This is a genomic window from Gangjinia marincola (assembly GCF_039523415.1).
Classification (GTDB): domain Bacteria; phylum Bacteroidota; class Bacteroidia; order Flavobacteriales; family Flavobacteriaceae; genus Gangjinia; species Gangjinia marincola.
Window position 1 is genome coordinate 34,777 of record NZ_BAAAFG010000001.1, and the last position, 21,503, is coordinate 56,279.

Consider the following 21,503-nt stretch of genomic DNA (forward strand, 5'->3'; position numbering starts at 1 on the left):
CTATATGCGAATAAAATAAAAAACCAAGCTAAGCGAAGCTTGCGCAGGGTTTTATGCTTGCCCAGGATTCCTTGATGGGGATCACCGCAGGTAATCCCATGAGATTTGGGTTAACCGCATAACGTGTTTTTGTAAGCGAATAAAATAAAAAACCAAGCTAAGCGAAGCTTGCGCAGGGTTTTATGCTTGCCCAGGATTTCTTGAATGGGATCACCGCAGGTAATTCCATGAGACTTGAGCTACTAAACACTTGTTTCAGCTTCCTGAATTTTTAATAAAAAATGGGATCACCAGTTTACGGATAAGATCGCTTGTTTAATTTACGCTATAATCTACTAGGATAGATAGTTCTTTATCCATAGGTGATAACTACCTATCATTTAATTATTATATGGTGTATTCATTATTTCTACCAGTACATGTGTTGACTAAAACTTTAAGAATTAAACTACTAATTACTAAAGGGTATTTTGCTACATACTTGATGGCCTGCCTTTAAGCCTTATTTCGATTCTCTTTTTTTTAGCTGTGAGACGTTTCATTAAATCCATCAGCTCTTCATCTTTGGTCTCCTTATAAATTTCATTCAAACTTAAAATGAGTTGCTTTGCCTCTCGCGATGCCGCTACACGATCGCTGGTTGACATATTCGTCATTTTTCTGTTTTCAAAGCTGATCGCTTCTTCTACTATATCCATTTTGTGTTATTTATTACCTGTGAACTTAATTATGTCAACGAGTATTTAACGAGTTGAGTATCTAAAAGTCGTACTATTAGAAATACTTTAATTTTATTAATATATAAAGAAATAAAATATTTTACAATTATCTAGCATAGAATGAAAATTCTCTGAATTTATATACGTATTTGTAAAGATGCTTGTTATCGTTGATATTAGTGTTCCAATTAAGTATAATGCGTAAAAAATGATAATTCATAAAAAAGCTGTCCTTTTAGAGACAGCTTTTTGTGTTGCGAGAATGAACCCGAAGGGATCGGGGGAACTCGTGTCCGCCAGTCGGCAGATATGAATCCGACATCATTATTAAATTAAGCTACGCACAAATTCTCGACCCTTAGCTGTTTTTAGTTGTCTTTCTCTCATTAATGCTGATTTTTCGATGGTTGCTTTTCCAAGAAGATGAGTTTCCAGGGTCTAAATTTTGCTGTAAATCCTTTATTGCTAAAATAATAGTGTCTTTTCAGCCTTGCATTGATATTGCTGGTGCATCCAATGTAAATTTTATCAAACTTCTCTGAATATAGAGCGTAAACTAAATGAGAATTCATAAAAAAAGCTGTCCTTTTAGAGACAGCTTTTTTTGTAGCGAGAACGAGAATTGAACTCGTGACCTCCGGGTTATGAATCCGACGCTCTAACCAACTGAGCTACCTCGCCATTTATATTTATTTTGAACACTTGTCCGCCAGCCGGCGGATGTGAATCCGATGCTCTGTCCAACTGAGCTCACGGTTTAAAACGGGGGCAAATATAGTAACATTTTTACCTAAGACAAACCTGTTTTGAAAGTAAATTTTACTTGTTTTTATTTTTAGGTTACAAAGAAATATCTATATTGTCATCAAACATTTTAATAATGGCAGATAAAGTAAAATACGAGATGGAGTTTGTGGTTCACGCCTCTCCATCCCTATTATATCAATATATTTCAACCCCCTCTGGTTTAAGTGAATGGTACGCAGATAATGTGAATTCTCGTGGAGAAAAGTTTACGTTTATTTGGGATGGGAGTGAAGAGGTTGCGCACTTAATCACGAAAAAAAGTGGAGAACGTATCAAGATGAAATGGGAAGAAGATGAAGATGAGCCTTACTACTTTGAAATGCGTATTCAAGTAGATGAGATTACTAAGGATGTCTCTTTAATGATCACAGATTTTGCAGAAGAGGATGATATTGAAGAAGGTAAAATGCTCTGGGAAAATATGATTTCCAGTTTAAAACAAGTTTTAGGATCAACCTAATTCCTATAAATTTAGTACAACGTAAAAGCCAGGCCTAAGTCTTGGCTTTTTATCTTTTATAACGATTTGACAATGGTAAATATTAATGGTGAATTAATGTCTGAAGAAAGTCCACAGTTGTATTTCAATAATCGAGGACTTAATTACGGAGATGCTGTATTTGAAACCCTACGTGTGATTAATGGAGAAATCATTTTTTGGGAAGATCACTATTTTAGATTTATGGCAGCAATGCGAATTATGCGAATGGAAATTCCTATGAGCTTTTCGCCAGAATTTCTAGCGGAAGAAATCCAGCAAATCATTAGAGCTAAAAACTTACAACAAACTCCTGCCAGAGTAAAATTATTAGCGTATCGCAAATCAGGAGGATATTACACACCACAAGATTTATCTATTGAATATCTCATTAGGGCCGAAAAATTGTCGCAGTCATTTTATACCCTATCAACTAATACGTATAGAGTAGAATTATTTAAAGATTATTATATCAATAAAGGATTACTTTCTACTATTAAAAATAATAACAAAGCCATTCACGTGCTGGGAAGCATTTTTGCAAAAGAAAATGACTATGCCAATTGTCTTATAGTAAATGATGAGAAATCTGTCATTGAAGCATTAAACGGTAATATATTTTTGGTCAAGGATAAAGTAATAAAGACTCCGCCGATCTCTGATGGTTGCTTAAATGGAATCATACGTAAGAAGTTGATTGAGATTATTTCTGCACTTGATCACTACGAATTGGTTGAAGAGAGCATCTCACCGTTTGAACTTCAAAAAGCTGATGAGTTATTCATTACAAATGTAATCATGGGTATTCAGCCAATTACCATATATCGAAAAAAGAATTTCGAAAAAGAGGTGGCCAAAGATCTGCTTGGTAAGCTTAATGCTAAAGTGCGGTTAGGCTAGTCTTAGTTATAATTAGGATTTTCAGGAGCATTAGACCATAAAAGATAGTCTCCACCAAGCGCAATCATTTTTTCTTTCCAAAAAGAGGAATATGATCGACCGATCAGTCCAACCTGATCATCATTTTTTGCAACAATCCAGGAATTGCCTTGTAGTTCTTCTGCTAACTGCTTCGGTTGCCAACCAGAGTAACCTAAAAAGAATTTGATCTGGTGTTCGCTAATTTCATTTTTAGCAATAAGTTTTTCGACTTCTGCAAAGTTTCCGCCCCAAAAAATACCATCTGCAATCTCTACACTATTGAATATCAATTGAGGGATCTTATGGATATAATATAAATTATCTTGTTCAACAGGTCCGCCATTATACACATTAAAATTGGCATTGATATTTGGGAGGAGTTCATCTAATGTATAATCCAAGACCTTGTTAAGGATAAAGCCAATAGATCCATTTTCACTATGATCTGCCAGCAGTACTACTGATCTATTAAAAGAGGGATCTCCAATAATTGAAGGCTCTGCAATGAGAAGTCGGCCTTTTTCTGGTTTAAGTGTAGTCAAGAGGCTAGTAAATTTTATTAAATCTACTAAATTTTTCTTAGACAACCTCGCGAGTATGTGCTTAAAAATCGCTGTTTTAATCTCTCATGAATCAATAAAATGAAAATTTACGAATCACAAATAGTCGTTTCCTAGTAAATCGCATAATCAACTTTTTGAAGATGAGAGAAAACCATAAAAAAACCTCTCTGATTTCAGAGAGGTTTAAGCTATTAGCTTTAAAGGATGATTTAATTTACCGCTTTTTGAAGCTCAGATCCTGCTTTGAATTTTACAACTTTCTTAGCAGCAATCTTAATTGTTTTACCAGTTTGAGGATTTCTTCCTTCACGTGCAGCTCTTTTTGATACTGACCAAGATCCGAAACCTACCAGCGACACACGATCACCTTTTTTAAGAGACTTCTCTACATTTTCTAAAAAAGACTCTAATGCTTTCTTTGCAGCCGCTTTTGAGATACCAGCATCTTCTGCCATTGCATCAATAAGATTTGTTTTGTTCATAACGTTGTAATTAAAATGGTTTGGTTAAACATTAATATTTGCTCTACAAATTTATACGGAATAACGCCGCATGCAAGTATTTACGGGCTAAATGGGAGTTTTTGTTAATAACTTAAGTCATTTGTTGATAAAGCCCATGGATTTTCTTGAATTTTAAGTGGTTTTCGCTCAACTCAACGTACATAGGCATCCGCAGTGAATTGGAGTCCGTTGAGCAAATCAGTTACCTTCATTTTACGTTTTCCGGGTAGTTGGAGTTCTAAACAATTAATATATCCATCCTGAACTGCTATTTTAAATTCTTTTTTAGATACTATAATCTTTCCTGTAGTGTGATTGTGATTAGCAATCTCTTTTTGGACACCAAAAATTTTAAGTGGTTCTTCTTTATCTCCTTGTACTAATGTTGTCCATGCTGCCGGGAAAGGATCTAAGCCTCTAATCTTATTATAAATATTATTTAGTGAGTCTGACCAGTCAATTTTTGTGTTTTCCCGATTTAATTTTGGTGCCTCTTTAAGAATTTCATTTTGTGGTTGAAGCGTGGTTTCTATCTTTGCTTGCTGTATTAACCTTAACGTATCCAGTACCAAATCTGCTCCCTTATTCATAAGTTTATCATGAAGACTACCCACGGTTTCATCGTCTTGGATCATTACTTCGTTTTGTAGGATCATTGCACCAGTATCAATTTTTTCATCAATAAAAAATGTAGTCGTTCCTGTTTTCTCCTCACCATTGATAATAGCCCAGTGAATAGGAGCTGCTCCTCGATATTGTGGGAGTAGAGAGGCATGTAGATTAAACGTGCCAAGAGATGGTAATTGCCATACTAGCTTAGGCAACATTCTAAAGGCTACAACAACCTGAACATTGGGTTTTAGCCCAATAAGTTCTTTGATAAAAGCTTCAGACTTTAAATTTGTGGGTTGTAACACCGGAAGATTTTTCTCTATGGCAAATTTTTTAACCGCAGACTCGTTAATTTTTCGTCCTCTGCCTGCTGGTTTATCTGGTGCCGTAACGACTCCCACTACATTGTACTTTTGTTGTAGTATACTGGAAAGAATTGTCACTGCAAACGCCGGAGTTCCCATAAAAACGATGCGTAAATCTCTCATGTTGATAGTGTATAAGTGTTATAGTTAGTTATTTCTATTCTTTTTTCCTGAAGAAGTGATTTAAGTACACCAAGAATCTGCTGTGAGCTAAATGGTAAGGCTTCAGCTATTTCTCTACTCGTATATGCATGATCCCCAAGATAGTTTACAATAGTTTGTTCAATATGCATATTCTCTTTTCCTATAAGTTCTGCTTGTGATTCTAATCCTATGCAAACAGAACATTTTCCGCAAGCCTGTATATTTTTTTCACCAAAATAAGTGAGTAATTGAACGCTTCGACAAATAGTATTTCGTTGTACATAGTTGAGCATGCTATTTACCTGGCGCTGTTTATTAGTTAATTGTCGTTTAATATGGGGTGTGATTGGATTAATCGTATGATCATCTTCACGTGGTAAAAGAAGTGTGATAGAAGCATCATGGACATAGTGTTCAAATAAAATCTGCTTTCTTTGATGTAAATCATTAAGTTGATTAACCGCTTCTTGCTCACTCATCCCGGCTTTTTGGGCTACAATAGACAGGTTAATGGCAATGGGTTGCTCAAAAACACCTCCATAGGTTCGTAATATGGTTTTTAAAAGGTGTGCATAATGCTTATTTTCCTGAAGATACTGAATTAAACTACCGCTACTTTGTTCAATAAATATTGATGCTTTTTTAGCATATTGACGTGATAAGCGCAAAATACTGTTTCGATCAAGTAACTCTAAAATTTGATATGTTTTTATCGTATTAAGCTGGTAATGCCGACAAAACTTATAAAAATTAAAGTCCTCTGTTTGAAACTCCCCTTCACCATAGGCTACGCTAAAGTAGCTCATTATCTTTCTATAGACATGTTTTACATCTTCAACCGTAGGTATCGCACTTAAAAATTGACGCTTTACCAATAGAAAATCTGCATTATTATATAGAAGTAGGGCAGTGGATTGGTTTCCATCTCTACCTGCGCGCCCGGATTCTTGAAAGTAACCTTCAATACTGCTTGGGATGTGATAATGAACAACTAACCTTACCGTGGGTTTATCGATTCCCATCCCAAATGCATTGGTTGCAACCATGATTCTAACCTTATCGTTAAGCCAGTTTTTAAGACGATCTTTTTTGTCCTTTTGGGGTATTCCGCCATGATAGGAAGCAGCCGTAATATTGTGTTGGGATAAATAGTTCACCAGCTCCTGAGTTGCTTTTCTATTGTTTACGTAGATAATCGCCGCTCCTGGATAAGCCTTTAAAGCGTTTAGAAGGTTATACTGTTTATCTTCAGTTTTTATAACTTGAAAACTAATTTTTGATCGGGCAAACGAATATTGTTCAATGGCAACCTGAGGAAGTTTTAAATAAAGCTTGATATCTTCAATGACCTGTGGGGTTGCCGTAGCCGAGAGTGCGATCCATGGAACATTAGGTTGTAGTTCATGAAGCACATGGATTTGTTGATACATTGGTCTAAAATCATGTCCCCATTGCGAAATACAGTGGGCCTCATCAATAGCAAAAAGATTAACATTCATTTGCTTAATGCGTTGTTGCACAATATCTTGTTGAAGACGCTCTGGCGAAACATAAAGGAATTTAAAATTTCCATAAATACAATTATCCAAAGCAGCATCCAAATCCTTAGACGAAATCCCTGCGCTTAGGTGCATTGCCTTAATTCCCTTTTTCTTTAAGGCATTTACCTGATCTTGCATTAACGCGATAAGAGGAGAGATTACAATACAAATTCCATCGTTGAGTAAGGCAGGTAGTTGAAAGCATAAGGATTTACCTCCACCGGTTGGTAAAAGAGCAATCACATTCACCTTATTCAGTATGAGATTAATAATAGATTCCTGTGCAGGTTTAAATTCATCAAACCCCCAGTATTTTTGCAACACCGCTTTTGGATTGTGCATATTAAAGGGAATTTAAAATGAAATTACCACGCTGCTCAATGGGAGCAAACGGAACTTCAATCAATGAGTATCCTAAATTAGTGTAGGTTTGTTTGAGATGATCTTGGATACGAATAGCTTGCTCCAGGGTTTCGTAGCGTTCATTATCAGATTGGTAAATCTCTTTCCAAACCGGCAAGAAAAAGACGTTGTCATAGCGATAAAGGGTATTTGCTTTAGTGAATTTTTTGGGATAAGTTGTTCCAACAAAATCCATATAAGCTGATACATCAGGTATGCCACGATCATAGAAAACAACGGGTTTTTTAACGGCAGGGGCGTCATTGAATTGAGAGATTCTCCCTTTTAATAAAAGCTCACTAAATAATATTGGATTGGTTAAAAATAATTGATCTATACCTTTCTTTTTAGCTGCTAATGTTACTTCTCTGGATATTTCGTGAAAAATGGTGTGGCCTAATGATTTAAAATGTGAGATGAGCGAGGTTTTACCTGTTCCTGGTCCGCCAATTAGTAATATTCGTTTTGTCTCCACCCGCACAAAGTTCGTTAATCCATTTATATTTAAAAAATCAAACCAGTGATGTATCTTTGTACTTTAATTACAGACTATGCCCGATAAAAAAAAATCTGCCGAATTCTACAAAAAACTACACACGCAACTAGAGCAGGATACTACCTGGCCAGCTGCATACTTATATAAATTTATTGTCACTAAAGACGCTGAAAAAATTAAAGAGCTAGAAGAGATTTTTGATAACATGGGTGCAGTGATCACTACGAAGGATTCGGCTAAAGGAACATATACCAGTGTTTCTGTCAATGTGCGCATGAACGATCCGGGACATGTTATTGAAAAATATAAAGAAGTGGGCGATAAAATTAAAGACGTAATTTCTTTATAGAACATACCTTACTAACCAGCTTTTTACTATTTTGCGCAAATGGTAATTTAGTTACTACAATACTTAAAACACATTCATTTTGATTGAAGAGTTAGAATATAATACAGAACGGGATAGATTAATTATTCCAGAATATGGTCGTCATATTCAAAAAATGATTGATCATGCCATTGCGACTGAAGATGATGAGGAGCGCAACAAAATTGCTAAAGCTATCATTGGAGTAATGGGAAATCTCAACCCCCATCTGCGTGACGTTTCAGATTTTCAGCATAAGTTATGGGATCAATTGTTCATCATGAGCGACTTTAAACTGGATGTTGAAAGCCCATATCCTAAACCCTCTAAAGAGGTATTACAAGAACGTCCGGATGCATTAGAATACCCGCAAAATTTTCCGAAGTACAGATTTTACGGCAATAACATCAAGCGCATGATTGATGCAGCGCTTAAGTTTGAAGAAGGCGATTTAAAAACTGCCTTAGAGTTCAATATTGCCAACCATATGAAGAAATCCTACCTCAATTGGAATAAAGATACCGTAGAGGACAAAGTAATCTATAAGCATTTGTATGAGCTGAGTGATGGTAAAATTAATTTGGCCGAAGAAGAAGGAGAGTTAACCCAGGCTGAAAGTCTTATGCGATCAACTAAGCGCTACAGCAAAGCCACTACAAGCAAAAAAAACCAGCGAAACAACAACCGCGGAAGAAAACGTTACTAAACCAAACTAACTATAACCAGACCAACTCACCGCTATGGGAACGTTTAAGATTGAAGGAGGTCATCAATTAAAAGGTGACATCCAACCACAAGGAGCTAAAAATGAGGCACTCCAAATTCTTTGTGCCGTTTTATTGACCAAAGAAAAGGTTACCATTCACAACATACCAGACATTAGAGATGTGAATAAACTTATCACGATCCTGGGTAATCTGAGAGTAAAAATTGAAAAACTCGGCAAGGGGTCGTATAGCTTTCAAAGTGATGACTTGGATTTAGATTATCTGGAAAGTGAATTATTTAAAGAAGAGGGAAGCGGTCTACGTGGCTCTATCATGATCGTTGGACCACTATTAGGTCGTTTTGGTAAAGGCTATATTCCCAGACCTGGTGGGGATAAAATAGGGCGTAGACGATTGGACACTCATTTTGAAGGTTTTATAAAGCTTGGCGCTACCTTTAGATATAGTAAAGAAGAGCGGTTCTATGGGGTGGAAGCTCCCAATGGCTTAACCGGTACGTACATGCTCTTAGATGAAGCCTCTGTAACCGGTACTGCCAACATCGTTATGGCAGCGGTGTTAGCAAACGGGACCACCACAATTTATAATGCTGCCTGTGAGCCGTACTTGCAACAGCTGTGTAAGATGATGGTTGCCATGGGTGCATCTATAAAGGGAATAGGCTCTAACCTGTTAGAAATAGAAGGAGTAGAAGAACTTAAGGGTTGTGAGCATACGGTACTACCAGATATGATAGAAATTGGATCTTGGATAGGCCTGGCTGCTATGACCAAAAGTGAAATTACCATCAAAAAAGTGAGCTGGGAGAATCTTGGTCAGATTCCTCAAGTCTTTAGAAAGTTAGGGATCACCCTTGAGCGTAGAGGTGATGATATTCATATTCCTGCGCATACCAATGGATACGAGGTGCAAAGTTTTATTGATGGTTCATTCATGACCATTAGTGATGCTCCTTGGCCCGGCTTTACTCCAGACCTATTAAGTATTATGTTGGTTACCGCTACCCAAGCTAGAGGAGAAGTCATGATCCATCAAAAGATGTTTGAAAGTAGGTTATTCTTCGTGGATAAACTCATTGACATGGGAGCTAAGATCATCTTATGTGATCCGCACAGGGCAACAGTCATTGGTCACGATTTTAAATCAACCCTAAAAGCGACCACCATGACTAGTCCAGACATTAGAGCCGGAATTTCTTTACTTATCGCGGCATTGTCTGCTAAGGGGACCTCTACCATACACAATATTGAACAGATTGATCGTGGATATGAAAATATCGATGAGCGTCTGCAACGAATAGGTGCCAAAATCACGCGTCTAGATTAGATAGAAATAGTAAAGATTAAAATAAAAGTCAGTAAATGTTTTTTGCTGACTTTTTTGGCGTACTTTTAACAAATATTGAGGCTTTAGCTTTAAAGATTAAACAACCAACCAAAATTTTTAATCATTCTATTATCCCTTACAGCATTTGTTTAGGGCTAAGCTGGTATTTATTAATCTTATTAAGATGTCGTTGGTATTGAAAAAAAATAACGTTGTTAACATAGTAAAGAATGTAGCCACTGATCTTGGGGGCACGTTTACGAAAGAATTTGGCTCCGCAACTGTCAGGTTAGACAATGAAAAGGGCCAGGGCTTTATAAAAGCCTATGAGATGTTTCCCGGTCTAGGGGCAATCATTTATAATATTACATTTAATGAACCTTTTCAATTTACCCTATCCAAAAGCCCAGTAGATCCATTATATTTTATTTTTTGCTTAGAAGGTCAGTTTAAGCATAGGTTTGGAAAAAACGGTGCGTACACAGATCTGGATCGTAAAAGAAATGTCATTTTAAAATCAGGTCATGATGAGGTTAATGAAGTGGTTATACCCGCAGATACTCCACTAAAAATTAGTGTGATAAGTGTTTTAGAAGATCGAATGCAGCACTTAAAAAATACAGATAGAAGTATTTTAGGAACCTACTTAGAAGAAATTTTTACAGAGATATCTAACGATAAACCCTACAGATTCTTAGGAAAAATTAGAATATCCACGGCTAATTATGTGCGTATCATCATGGACCATCAAAAAAAGGGTGTTGTAGGTCGACTATTAGCAGAAAGTTCTATCCTCAATATTTTAGCTTCTCAATTAGATTATCACGATCAAGAGACAGAGGCAGAGCGCCTTAATTATCCCATCAAAGAGTCAGAATTAGAACGTGTCGTTGATTTAGGAGAATTTGTCGCCTCTAGAATCAACAAACCCATTAGTATAGAAGACTTAAAAAGAGAATCTGGCTTGTCGCCAAAAAAACTACAATTAGGATTTAGATATTTATACGATAGAAGCATCAATGGTTATATCTCTAATGTTCGCATAGAAAAAGCAAGACAATTGATTGAAGAAACAGATTTAACCATATCAGAAATTGTGTATTCGTGCGGGTTAAGTAGCCGAAGCTATTTTTCTAAGATTTTTAAAGAGAAGTACGGTATCAATCCTTCAGAATATAAAAAGCAGCTCAAAACAGTTCGTACAGATTCTGAATAAATAGGTGACAAAAGAAGTCTTCGTCATTTAAGACGTTGCATTTTCTTCTACTAAATTTTGCTCCTTATTATACCCAAAGAAACCACCCTCTTTGATCATTTGTGCGATACCTTCAGGCAGCATTTTCTCCCATCCTGTTTTTCCTTCAGCGATCATTTGTAATACTTCACGTGAGAAAATATCAAGAATTTCTGGATCGTAATCAACGATATCAACCACTTTACCATTGTATTTAAAGAACTTATACAGCTCTTTCATACGTGGGTGTACTTTCAAATCTTCACTGGTAATAATGCGATCATTTTCGGTATCATGAGCGGGGTAGAGGTAGACCTTTAAATCTTTGAAGAAGAGTTTCCCAAAGGCTTCTAAGATTCCGCCACTCAAATGATTGTAATACTTTTGATCAAAAATTTCCACCAAATTATTTACGCCCATCGTGAGCCCCATGCGTTGTTTGGTATAACGAGAGAAGTATTCAACCACCTTATAATATTCCTGAAACTTAGAGATCATTACCGTTTGACCAAGGGCACATAACAAATTAGCTCTATGTAAAAAATCTTGCTCATCAATCTCACCTTCAGCCCTTAAATTGGATAAGGTGATCTCAAAAATAGAAACGGTTTTATCTTCATCTACTTTATTTTCATCTAAGAATAGTTCCAGTGATTTTTTGTACATGTCCATATTGACGAGTGTCACCGGCCTAAAACTTCCGCGAAGCGCTAATACGTTTTTCTTATATAAGATACGGGCAGGGAGAATATTATTTCCGTCTGCTCCAAACATCACCGCCTCAGTCATGTCATTTTTAATGAGTTCCAGACTCATCAAACGGTTATCTACATTTTCAAATTGAGGTCCTTTAAAATTGATGGTATCGATTTCAATCTGATCTTTATCGATATGGTCGTACAGGTATCGCAGTAATTTTTTAGGAGAATCGTATTTGTAATAGGCTCCGTAAATGAGATTTACGCCCAGCGTTCCTAAGGTTTGTTGCTGTAGTCGCGCATCATTTTCATGAAAACGTATGTGCAGGATGATTTCATTATAATCTGCCCCGGGTTTAACTTGATATTTGATCCCTACCCAACCGTGGCCCTTATATTTCTTTGCAAAATCTATCGTGGCGACAGTGTTTGCGTAGCTGAAAAAGAGTTTTTCGGGGTTGGCTTCACGTGAAATACGATCTTCGATAAGACTAATTTCATGGCTTAGCATTTTTACCAATCGGGACTCTGTGACGTAGCGGCCGTCTTTTTCTCTGCCGTAAATCGCATCACTAAATTCTTTATCATAGGCACTCATTGCCTTAGCAATGGTGCCAGACCCACCTCCGGCTCTAAAGAAATTTCTCACAGTTTCCTGTCCTGCACCTATTTCGGCAAAGGTTCCGTAGATGTTTTCATTAAGGTTAATACGCAGTGCTTTACTTGAAATCGAAGGAGCGCTTTCAAACGCTTTATCACCTTTGATGGTAATAGGCATAGTGACAGGATTTATTTGGATTATAATCTAGAATCAAAGGTAGTCAATTGATCAGGCAAACAAAAAATTATGTATATTTTTGTACAAAAATTAGCTTTTTGAAGATCACATTTTTAGGAACAGGGACATCGCAGGGAATTCCGGTAATTGGTAGTACACATCCTGTTTGTATGAGCGATGACCCAAAAGATAAACGTTTGCGAGTATCAATCTTAGTGGAATGTGAGACTGAAACGTTTGTTATTGACTGTGGTCCCGATTTTAGAACACAATTATTAGCTAATCCTGTGAATCACATTGACGGAGTAGTTTTTACCCACGAACATAGTGACCACATTGCAGGCCTGGATGATATTAGACCTTTTTACTTTAGGCAAGGTGATGTTTCGCTTTACGCGGAAGACAGAGTGATTGAGGCACTTAAGAAACGTTATCACTACATGTTTGTGACCGAAAATAAATATCCCGGTGTACCCACATTTGACATCCATCAATTAATAAACAAACCTTTTAACCTGAAGCAGACTACAATCACGCCAATCCAAGTATATCATGGAAAATTACCGGTATTTGGATATCGCATCCATGATTTTGCGTACATCACCGATGCCAAGACCATCCCGGATGAAGAACTTAAAAAACTTGAAGGTCTGGACGTATTAGTGCTGAATGCCTTGCGTGAAGAACCCCACCATTCGCATTTGAACATCGAGGAAGCACTGGAGATTATTAAAAAAGTTAAGCCGAAAAAAACCTATTTCACGCACATAAGTCATTACATGGGTTTTCATGCCGAAGTGGAAGAAAGCCTTCCAAAAAATGTACATTTAGCCTACGATAATTTAACCCTTGAATTATAATTTATGCGAAGCAGAATTTTTATGTATCTGTTCATTTTTGCAGCGTTGATTGCGATCTATCAATACATGAACACCAAAAAAATAAGCGAAAGCTTTATTGCAAAAGAAGAGCAGCTGCGCAATAAAATAACTGCCCTAGAAACTAAAGCCGAAGACTTGGATCAGGCGAATTATGCCTTAAGCAGCTTTTACTTGCCCGAAAATGACGCCGCCACTGCCTATATAGAAAATCAAGGATTAGAAGTGACCGATGTGATCGTACAAGTAGAAGATGCGGTTCTGGGAATGAATAAAGCAGATGCCGATAATGCCTTAGTACCTTTTGTGGGAATAGAAGGAAAAATGCGCATCAATAAAATGCGCATCCTTAACCACAAATGGATTGTAGCCGAATTTACCGATGGGAAATACTGGGGAGAAGTATTTCTTTCTTATGAAATCAATGAAAAAAAGGAGCTTAGCTTAGCTACAGAAAAGGCCTTTTTGTATCCGGTTGGAAATTAATACATGTTTTAGGTCTGCTTTTTGATACGAGGTTTAAAATCATTTAAATCTCTACGCATGAAACACTTCTTTTCTTTAGCTTTTATACTAACGCTAGTAATTGGCTGTACAAATAACCAAGATTCTCCGCGATCATCATTTAAAACCATTCTATTAAAATCAGACGCTAAAATCGAAGCAGTTCCAGATAGGGCTAGTTTCTATGTAGAATTAACCTGCCTGGATCGATCCATTAAAAGTTCGAAAGAATGTCTGATTCAAAAATCTAATGCTTTAACTAAAAATCTCCTCGAAAGTGGTGTGGATCAGGATGATTTATTTACTACAGCAATCGATATGCGCCGGGAATATCGTTGGCAGAATAATACCAGGGTATTTAGGGGATACCAAAGTTCTACCAGAATAAGGGTCAAAGTGAAAAACATCGATGATTTAGCCGAAATGTATACCAAGCTACTTGAGGATAAGAATCTTAATTTAAGTGGATTGTCCTACGAACATTCCAAGTTGGACAGCTTAAAAAATCAAGCTTATCTCAAGGCGCTGAAAAAGGCAGATCTACTGGCTGAAGAATTAGTGCAACAACTTCCCGAGAGCTCAAAAGAGGTTTTAAAGATAGGTAACACAAAACTTACCGCTTCACATCCACAATCACAACCTTCATATAACTATGAAATGATCGAGGAGGAGGTTTCAAAGGTTCAAAACAGATCTGTAGCCATAAATCCCGGAATGATATCGGTATATGCGACCCTCTTTGTAGAATATCAAATCGATTAATTGTGTACTTTAGTGAAGTATGAAAATCATTTTTTTCTTCTTTTGTTTATCTTTTTCTATGCGCGTATCTGCACAATTAATCGAACGTCACCAATGGAAAGACAGATTGGTGCTTATAATCTCCAATAAAAAGAATAGTGAGGAGTACAGCAGGCAGTTAGGAGAGCTAACTATTAATGCAGAGGGATTAGATGAGCGCAAATTGATGGTGTATCAAATTCTGCCGGACAGGCATAAGATTCTACAGGATCAAGACTGGATGATGTCCAATGATCTGTATAAAAGATACGCTTTTAACGATAAAGATTTCAAGGTCATCCTGATTGGTTTAGATGGAAGCATTAAAGTGTCTCAGGATACATTACTTACCGCTAAAGAACTTTTCGCCACCATAGATCAAATGCCGATGAGACGAGCAACAATGAGAAGAAAATCAAAAGGATAGTGTGAAGCTACTTAAATATTTATAACCTATCGATAGTATAAGAATAATTTAGACGCAATGTTTTTCTTCTTTGAATTGTTTTTAAGGATTTATAAGACCAGTGTTTTCTAATAGCTTTATAAATAATACCGTAAACCCGCCGCCTACCATTAGAATAAAGGTATAATGGTACATCTTGAATCCCCAGTTTTTTCGGAATTTTTTGCTATATTCTTTTTTCATAAATCCTTGAGTGGATTTCCAGACCAGAAAAGAGAATGCCAAAAATAGCCCTAAGGCAGCAATGAAAATAAAAATTTTTCCCATAAACAAGAATTACAATCTAAGATAGTCATTTTTAGGTAAAATAGCTTTTCAAAAAAATTTCCTTTTAAGGCTATTCACATTTGACAATCTTGATTTGTTATTAATAAAGTGTACTTTCACAACTCATCACTTACCGTATCTTGCCCCATCATCATTAAATAGGCTTTTAAAAACGGGTCAATCGCGCCATCCATGACCGCATCTACGTTTCCGGTTTCTTCGGCAGTACGCACATCTTTCACAAGTTTATACGGATGCATCACGTAGTTTCTAATTTGAGAGCCCCATTCTATTTTCATCTTTCCGGCTTCAATCTCATCGCGTTGCGCCTGCTGTTTGCGGAGTTCGATTTCATACAACTGAGACTTAAGCATTTGCATGGCTTTCTCTCTGTTTTCTAATTGCGAACGAGTTTCAGAATTATGAATTACGATTCCGCTGGGGTGGTGGGTCAGGATCGCTTTGGTTTCTACCTTATTCACGTTTTGTCCCCCTGCACCACTGGAGCGCGCAAAATCCCAACTGATTTCTGATGGATTAATGTCAATCTCAATCGAATCATCTGCCAGTGGATACACATATACCGATGCAAAACTGGTGTGACGCTTTGCATTGCTATCAAACGGAGAGATTCGCACCAGTCGATGCACACCATTTTCTCCTTTAAGCCAGCCAAAGGCATACTCGCCGTCAATCTCTAGGGTCACTGTTTTGATTCCGGCGACATCACCTTCCTGAAAGTTGAGCTCTTTGACTTTATAGCCATTTTTATCTGCCCACATGAGGTACATGCGCATAAGCATTTGCGCCCAGTCACAGCTTTCAGTTCCACCGGCTCCAGCAGTGATTTGCAAGACAGCACTCATGCTATCGCCTTCTTCAGACAGCATGTTTTTAAATTCAAGGTCTTCAATCAGCGTAACTGCGGCTTCATTTCGTTTTTCAACATCTTCAGCCGTGGCTTCCCCTTCTTTAAAAAACTCGTGCAGTACTTCTAGATCTTCTACCAGAGTTATCGCTTTTTCATAATCTTCTACCCATTTCTTTTCCGCGTTAAGCGCACGCATATGAAGCTCTGCATCTTTAGAGTCGTTCCAAAAATCAGGGGAGAATGTTTTTTCTTCTAAATTGGTGATTTCGATCTTTTTACGATCGATGTCAAAGATATCTCCTCAAGCTGTCTAGTCGCTCTTGGAGTGATGTGATGTGGTCTGTAGTAATCAAGGTAGTATAATTTGAGGTAAAAATAAGTCTAATTCGGTCAACTTCAAAGAGAGAGGAGAAGGGATTATGCATTATAGAAATTTTTATTAAAACATCCCTCTAAATCTCCCTTACGCCACCGCTAGCGTCCTTCGCCATAGTAGCACAGCTACGAAGGCCGAGAAGCTAAGGCGACACGCGCTCCAAGAAAGACTTCAAATTTGTTTATGAACGAACTCCCTTCCTTTGCTTGCCTCCGACGAATTCGCATCAGCGGATGAGAGGAAGGCATAAGGTTGGGGATGGATGTTTACTTTTAGAAGATATGCCATAAATTCAATCAATTCGCTCTATAATTATAGCCTCAATTTCAGACAGCACAGTATCCATATCCTCAAGAATTGCCTTATTTGAAAATCTTAGAAAATAAACTCCTAATTTTTCGATTCTTACCTGTCTGTGGGCATCCTCTAAGAATTGATTGTCATGGTACTTTCCATCTATTTCGATGGCTAATCCGATCTCTTTAGCATAAAAATCAACCACATAGTCAAGGATAGGAAATTGCCTAAAAAACATGACGCCCAATTGATTGAACCGTATTTTTTGCCAAAGCATTTTTTCTGTTTCAGTTTGATTTTTACGTAAAGATCTAGAAAGTTGTCTTGCCTCTTTTGTATATGGTAGTATTTTGTTGAAGGACATAGTTTAAAGGTAGCAAAATTTACATCCCTCTAAATCTCCCTTCAAAGGGAGACTTTTAATATCATCTCCATTTAGCCCCCTTCCTTTGAAGGAAGGGTTGGGGATGGATGTTTTTACAGATACTTTTGATTATTACTTCATCTAAATTGACAATTTGCACCTACCCAATTTTTGCTTAGTTTTAAGCTTTAAATTCTTTCCATGAAAAATAGCCTGCATATTCTTTTGTTCATCTTACTGCCAATTGCAACAGTAGCACAGACATTTTCTACCCTTTCTAAAAAAGAAGATCTTCAAAAATTCAACGGGTACGCAGATTTTTGGTACAGCCAAAAAGAAGATAAGATCTGGATGCAGGTGGATAAGTTGGAGCAGGAATTTCTTTATGTTCATTCCCTCACTACGGGTATAGGGTCTAATGATATTGGACTGGATCGCGGACAACTGGGCGCCGGAGTAATTGTAAAGTTTCAGCGGGCAGGGAATAAGTTGCTCTTAGTCCAGCCAAATCAAAACTACCGCACCACATCGACCAATGCCGCAGAGAGCAAGAGCATTCAGCAGGCTTTTGGCTTGTCTGTTTTGTTTGGATTTAAGATCGAAGAAGAAAAAGAAGGCAGTTTTTTGATCGATCTTACGCAGTTCTTAATGCAAGATACCCATGGAGTGGCCAAACGATTAAAAGCTCAAAAAGAAGGCAACTATAAATTAGATAAATCCAGAAGCGCCTTAGCGATGGACCGCACAAAATCCTTTCCTAAAAATGCTGAATTTGAAGCACTCCTTACCTTTACTGGAGAACCTACCGGTAGAAACCTAAGAACCGTTGTTCCAGATGCTTCAGCAATCACCGTTATTCAGCATCATTCGTTTGTAGCATTGCCAGATGATAATTATACCCCTCGTGAATTTGTTCCCGGCTGCGGTTCGTTCCCCATGACATTTTCAGACTATTCGACACCCGTGTGGGAACCCATCAAAAAACGCCTGATTTGTCGTCATCGCTTAGAAAAGAAAACTCCGGGTATCGCCATGAGCGAAGCCAAAGAACCCATTATCTATTACCTGGACCCCGGTACGCCAGAGCCGGTAAGGTCCGCCTTACTAGAAGGTGCACGTTGGTGGAATCAGGCCTTCGAAGCAGCTGGGTACATCAATGCCTTTCAAGTCAAGATGCTGCCAGAAGATGCTGACCCTATGGATTTACGCTACAATGTGATTCAATGGGTACATCGCTCTACCCGCGGGTGGAGTTATGGTGCCAGTGTTTCAGACCCGCGTACGGGAGAAATACTCAAAGGCCATGTGAGTTTGGGCAGCCTTCGCATTCGGCAGGATTTTATGATCGCCCAGGCGTTGCTCAATCAGCCTTTTGCAGAACGTGATGATAATTATCAGCCCATGTTGGAAATGGCATTAGCTAGAATTCGCCAGCTTTCTGCGCATGAGGTGGGGCATACCCTTGGTTTTGCGCATAATTTCGCCGCCAGTGCCAATGAAAAAGCTTCAGTCATGGATTATCCCCATCCTTCGTTTAGCACGAATGGGAATGAAATTACGGCTGATAACGCCTACGCGGAAGGCATTGGAGCCTGGGACAAGGTGACTGTTGCCTATAGTTATGGAGATCCTGTAAGCCGTCAAGCCGAAAAAGACTACCTGCGTCAAATCCTAGATCAGGCCAGTAAAGCAGGACTTGACTTCATCAGTGATCCTGATGCGCGTGCTGCCGGAGGAGCCCACGCTACCGCACATCTTTGGGATAACGGAAAAGACATTACTACTGAGCTCAAAGAAGTCCTGAAGATACGTCAGCAGGCCATTAAAAACTTTGGAAAGGATAATATACGCACTGGTGAACCCTATACGGTGCTGGAAGACGTATTTGTCCCCTTGTATTTCTTTCATCGGTATCAAACCGAAGCCACCACAAAACTCATTGGTGGATTGGACTATAGCTACGCGGCAAAAGGAGAAGAGAAAACCATTATAAAAAATCTTTCTAAAGACGATCAGGAAAAGGCGTTACAGGCGGTGCTTATGACCTTAAGTCCGGTACAGTTGATGATTCCAGAACGCTTGCTCAAGCTTTTCCCGCCCCGGGCGTACGGTTATAACCGCAGTAGAGAAAGTTTTAAAAGCACGATGGGCGTAAGTTTTGACCCGTTAGGAGCGGCTGCCACAGCAAGTGATTTCACCTTAAGCTATTTGTTGCACCCACAACGCTCCAATCGCTTGGTTTTACAACGTGCCGTAGATAAAAATCAATTAGGCTTAGAAGAGGTAATGAAACAATTGAACAAGCAGATATTCAAAGCTTCGGGAGATTCGCCGTATGAAAAAGAAATTGCCCGTACGATTCAATTTAGTGTATTAAAGCATATCATGAATTTAGCCAGGCAAGAACAAAGTCTTCCGCAGACAAAAGCTATTGCGTTCGAAGCTTTATCAATCATCAAATCCAGTGTTGGAACAGATGATGCTTATGCAAAAATGATTCAGCGTGAAATTGACCAGTTCCTTAAAGCACCCGAAAAGTTCAAAGTGATCCCATCGCCAAAAATTCCTGATGGCAGCCCCATAGGAAGTTTTTCATGCACTAATACCCACTAATTTTTAAACAATGAATCAAACGATTATAGATTTACGCAGTGATACCGTGACTAAACCTACACCCGGAATGATGCAAGCCATCATGTCTGCCCAGGTGGGGGATGATGTCTATAAAGAAGATCCCACGGTGAATGCATTAGAGGAGCGATTGGCAGCTATGTTTGGTAAATCACATGCGCTCTTTTTTCCAACGGGGAGCATGGCCAATCAAACTGCGATTAAACTGCATACCCAACCTGGGGAACAACTTATATGCGACCACTACGCTCATGTGTATAATTATGAAGGTGGCGGAGTCTCATTTAACAGCGGAGTCTCCTGTAAACTAATTGAAGGAACTCGTGGGATGCTCACAGCAGAACAGGTAGAAGGCGCGATCAATCCACCCGATTTTTATCACAGTCCGCTAACCTCTTTAGTATGTCTAGAAAACACTACGAATAAAGGTGGTGGAGCTTGTTATGATCTCGATGAGGTAGAACGCATCAAAGCAGTGTGCCACAAGCATGACTTGGGATTGCATTTAGACGGTGCCCGGCTGTTTAACGCGATCGTAGCAAAGAATGAAGACCCTAAACGATATGGAGAGTTGTTTAATACAATTTCCATTTGCCTTTCTAAAGGACTGGGCACTCCGTTAGGAACTGTGTTAGTAGGGAATGAGCACTTGATGAAAAATGCCATTAGGGTGAGAAAAGTACTGGGCGGCGGAATGCGCCAAGTTGGTTTTATGGCCGCAGCAGCCTTATATGCGCTGGATCATCATGTGGAACGTTTGGCAGAAGATCATCAAAGAGCCCGTGAACTAGCGCAGGTATTGGCACAACAGGAATACGTTAAATCCGTTGAACCTGTGGAGACCAATATCATTATTTTTAAACTGCATCCAGACGTGGAAGAAGAGGCCTTTATGCAATCGCTGGAAGATCAACAGATCAGGATTAGCAACATGGGTGGCGGTAAGCTACGTATCGTGACGCACTTGGATTATACCGCAAGAATGCATGAACGTATGCAGGAGGTGCTTAAAAATACATTCAGTCTCATAAACTAAGAGCTAACAGCTCATAGCTAAGGACTATTTGAACATATCCATCCCGGGGATCTTGGGCATGCCATCTTTAGCTGCTGCGGCCAATTCAGCTTCATTGATTTCTTTGGCTCTTTGTATGGCTTTATTGAGCGTTAAGATGAGGTAGTCTTCAAGCTGTTCTTTATCTTCTAATAACTCGTCACTGATCTGTAGCGATTTAATGTGGCTATTTGCAGTTACGGTGACTTCAAGCAACCCATCAATTGACTTTTCGTCAATGAGAACCGTATCCAGACGCTTTTTGGTTTCTTCTACCTTGTGTTGGGCTTCTTTGATCTTATTCATCATGCCCATCATATCTCCAAACATAAA

Annotated in this window: 23 protein-coding genes, 1 tRNA gene and 1 pseudogene; 12 read left to right on the top strand and 13 right to left on the bottom strand. The window is 38.4% G+C overall.

All coding sequences use genetic code 11. The features are described from left to right. Positions 1 to 473: 473 nt before the first annotated feature. The 3 genes from ABD000_RS00170 to ABD000_RS00175 form a co-directional block, all read right to left on the bottom strand. Complete coding sequence (locus tag ABD000_RS00170) at positions 474 to 698, bottom strand: hypothetical protein (RefSeq protein WP_343762250.1); 225 nt, start codon at positions 696 to 698, stop codon at positions 474 to 476. 407 nt (positions 699 to 1,105) lie between these two features. Then, the gene (locus ABD000_RS14015; RefSeq protein WP_425545334.1) at positions 1,106 to 1,291 is read right to left on the bottom strand and encodes a GIY-YIG nuclease family protein; all 186 of its coding nucleotides are present in this window, start codon (positions 1,289 to 1,291) and stop codon (positions 1,106 to 1,108) included. A gap of 35 nt (positions 1,292 to 1,326) precedes the next feature. Next, a tRNA-Met gene (locus ABD000_RS00175) sits at positions 1,327 to 1,400 on the bottom strand. A gap of 199 nt (positions 1,401 to 1,599) precedes the next feature. Between ABD000_RS00175 and ABD000_RS00180 the strand changes: the two genes are divergently transcribed. Together ABD000_RS00180 and ABD000_RS00185 are read left to right on the top strand one after the other, a co-directional pair. Beyond that, positions 1,600 to 1,986, top strand: a complete 387-nt coding sequence (locus ABD000_RS00180) for an START-like domain-containing protein (RefSeq protein WP_343762253.1) — start codon at positions 1,600 to 1,602, stop codon at positions 1,984 to 1,986. A 72-nt stretch (positions 1,987 to 2,058) separates the two neighbouring features. Continuing rightward, positions 2,059 to 2,904: an aminotransferase class IV gene (locus ABD000_RS00185; protein ID WP_343762258.1), complete on the top strand. Its 846-nt coding sequence runs from the start codon at positions 2,059 to 2,061 to the stop codon at positions 2,902 to 2,904. A gap of 2 nt (positions 2,905 to 2,906) precedes the next feature. On the opposite strand, the gene ABD000_RS00190 is transcribed toward ABD000_RS00185, so the two are convergent. The 5 genes and pseudogenes from ABD000_RS00190 to ABD000_RS00210 form a co-directional block, all read right to left on the bottom strand. Next, positions 2,907 to 3,467 (bottom strand): YqgE/AlgH family protein, encoded by a 561-nt coding sequence (locus tag ABD000_RS00190; RefSeq protein ID WP_343762263.1) that lies wholly within the window; start codon positions 3,465 to 3,467, stop codon positions 2,907 to 2,909. A 230-nt stretch (positions 3,468 to 3,697) separates the two neighbouring features. Beyond that, a pseudogene (locus ABD000_RS00195) lies at positions 3,698 to 3,973 on the bottom strand (HU family DNA-binding protein); the annotation flags it as partial. Positions 3,974 to 4,143: 170 nt separating this feature from the next. Next, positions 4,144 to 5,091: a methionyl-tRNA formyltransferase gene (gene fmt / locus ABD000_RS00200; protein WP_343762274.1), complete on the bottom strand. Its 948-nt coding sequence runs from the start codon at positions 5,089 to 5,091 to the stop codon at positions 4,144 to 4,146. After that, positions 5,088 to 6,995, bottom strand: a complete 1,908-nt coding sequence (locus ABD000_RS00205) for a RecQ family ATP-dependent DNA helicase (protein WP_343762276.1) — start codon at positions 6,993 to 6,995, stop codon at positions 5,088 to 5,090. The genes fmt and ABD000_RS00205 overlap by 4 nt, the downstream gene beginning before the upstream one ends. 1 nt (position 6,996) lies before the next feature. Continuing rightward, positions 6,997 to 7,530 carry an AAA family ATPase gene (locus ABD000_RS00210; protein WP_343762278.1) on the bottom strand — a complete coding sequence of 178 codons (534 nt, stop codon included), beginning with the start codon at positions 7,528 to 7,530 and terminating at the stop codon, positions 6,997 to 6,999. 76 nt (positions 7,531 to 7,606) lie between these two features. Between ABD000_RS00210 and ABD000_RS00215 the strand changes: the two genes are divergently transcribed. The 4 genes from ABD000_RS00215 (at position 7,607) to ABD000_RS00230 (ending at position 11,188) form a co-directional block, all read left to right on the top strand. Then, on the top strand, positions 7,607 to 7,900 hold the full coding sequence (locus ABD000_RS00215) for a DUF493 family protein (RefSeq protein ID WP_343762283.1): 294 nt from the start codon (positions 7,607 to 7,609) through the stop codon (positions 7,898 to 7,900). A 79-nt stretch (positions 7,901 to 7,979) separates the two neighbouring features. Then, a complete protein-coding gene (locus ABD000_RS00220) occupies positions 7,980 to 8,624 on the top strand; it encodes a DUF4290 domain-containing protein (RefSeq protein ID WP_343762288.1) in 645 nt (214 codons plus the stop codon). Positions 8,625 to 8,658: 34 nt separating this feature from the next. Next, the gene (murA, locus tag ABD000_RS00225; RefSeq protein WP_343762290.1) at positions 8,659 to 9,972 is read left to right on the top strand and encodes a UDP-N-acetylglucosamine 1-carboxyvinyltransferase; all 1,314 of its coding nucleotides are present in this window, start codon (positions 8,659 to 8,661) and stop codon (positions 9,970 to 9,972) included. A gap of 184 nt (positions 9,973 to 10,156) precedes the next feature. Further along, a complete protein-coding gene (locus ABD000_RS00230; RefSeq protein ID WP_343762292.1) occupies positions 10,157 to 11,188 on the top strand; it encodes a helix-turn-helix domain-containing protein in 1,032 nt (343 codons plus the stop codon). Between the two features lie 27 nt (positions 11,189 to 11,215). On the opposite strand, the gene ABD000_RS00235 is transcribed toward ABD000_RS00230, so the two are convergent. Next, positions 11,216 to 12,682, bottom strand: a complete 1,467-nt coding sequence (locus tag ABD000_RS00235) for a TonB-dependent receptor (protein WP_343762294.1) — start codon at positions 12,680 to 12,682, stop codon at positions 11,216 to 11,218. Between the two features lie 98 nt (positions 12,683 to 12,780). Here ABD000_RS00235 and ABD000_RS00240 point away from each other — a divergent pair, with 98 nt between their 5' ends. The 4 genes from ABD000_RS00240 to ABD000_RS00255 are packed head-to-tail and all read left to right on the top strand — an operon-like array spanning position 12,781 to position 15,271. After that, entirely contained in the window at positions 12,781 to 13,542 is a 762-nt protein-coding gene (locus tag ABD000_RS00240; RefSeq protein WP_343762296.1) for an MBL fold metallo-hydrolase, read from the top strand. A gap of 3 nt (positions 13,543 to 13,545) precedes the next feature. Then, complete coding sequence (locus ABD000_RS00245) at positions 13,546 to 14,046, top strand: hypothetical protein (RefSeq protein WP_343762299.1); 501 nt, start codon at positions 13,546 to 13,548, stop codon at positions 14,044 to 14,046. Positions 14,047 to 14,103: 57 nt separating this feature from the next. Then, positions 14,104 to 14,826, top strand: coding sequence for an SIMPL domain-containing protein (locus ABD000_RS00250; protein ID WP_343762304.1), 723 nt, complete (start codon positions 14,104 to 14,106; stop codon positions 14,824 to 14,826). Between the two features lie 19 nt (positions 14,827 to 14,845). After that, complete coding sequence (locus ABD000_RS00255; RefSeq protein ID WP_343762307.1) at positions 14,846 to 15,271, top strand: DUF4174 domain-containing protein; 426 nt, start codon at positions 14,846 to 14,848, stop codon at positions 15,269 to 15,271. Positions 15,272 to 15,352: 81 nt separating this feature from the next. Here ABD000_RS00255 and ABD000_RS00260 read toward each other — a convergent pair whose 3' ends face one another. The 3 genes from ABD000_RS00260 to ABD000_RS00270 form a co-directional block, all read right to left on the bottom strand. Next, on the bottom strand, positions 15,353 to 15,577 hold the full coding sequence (locus tag ABD000_RS00260; RefSeq protein WP_343762311.1) for a hypothetical protein: 225 nt from the start codon (positions 15,575 to 15,577) through the stop codon (positions 15,353 to 15,355). Between the two features lie 116 nt (positions 15,578 to 15,693). Beyond that, a protein-coding gene (gene prfB, locus ABD000_RS00265; RefSeq protein ID WP_343762907.1) for a peptide chain release factor 2 occupies positions 15,694 to 16,801 on the bottom strand; the annotation gives its coding sequence in 2 pieces (ribosomal slippage) (positions 15,694 to 16,737 and positions 16,739 to 16,801; 1,107 coding nt in all). Positions 16,802 to 17,116: 315 nt separating this feature from the next. After that, positions 17,117 to 17,485 carry an endonuclease domain-containing protein gene (locus ABD000_RS00270; protein ID WP_343762314.1) on the bottom strand — a complete coding sequence of 123 codons (369 nt, stop codon included), beginning with the start codon at positions 17,483 to 17,485 and terminating at the stop codon, positions 17,117 to 17,119. Positions 17,486 to 17,686: 201 nt separating this feature from the next. Between ABD000_RS00270 and ABD000_RS00275 the strand changes: the two genes are divergently transcribed. Further along, entirely contained in the window at positions 17,687 to 20,098 is a 2,412-nt protein-coding gene (locus ABD000_RS00275) for a zinc-dependent metalloprotease (protein ID WP_343762316.1), read from the top strand. A gap of 10 nt (positions 20,099 to 20,108) precedes the next feature. Beyond that, positions 20,109 to 21,152, top strand: coding sequence for a threonine aldolase family protein (locus ABD000_RS00280; RefSeq protein WP_343762318.1), 1,044 nt, complete (start codon positions 20,109 to 20,111; stop codon positions 21,150 to 21,152). Between the two features lie 24 nt (positions 21,153 to 21,176). Here ABD000_RS00280 and ABD000_RS00285 read toward each other — a convergent pair whose 3' ends face one another. Continuing rightward, a complete protein-coding gene (locus ABD000_RS00285) occupies positions 21,177 to 21,500 on the bottom strand; it encodes a YbaB/EbfC family nucleoid-associated protein (protein ID WP_343762320.1) in 324 nt (107 codons plus the stop codon). Positions 21,501 to 21,503: the final 3 nt, after the last annotated feature.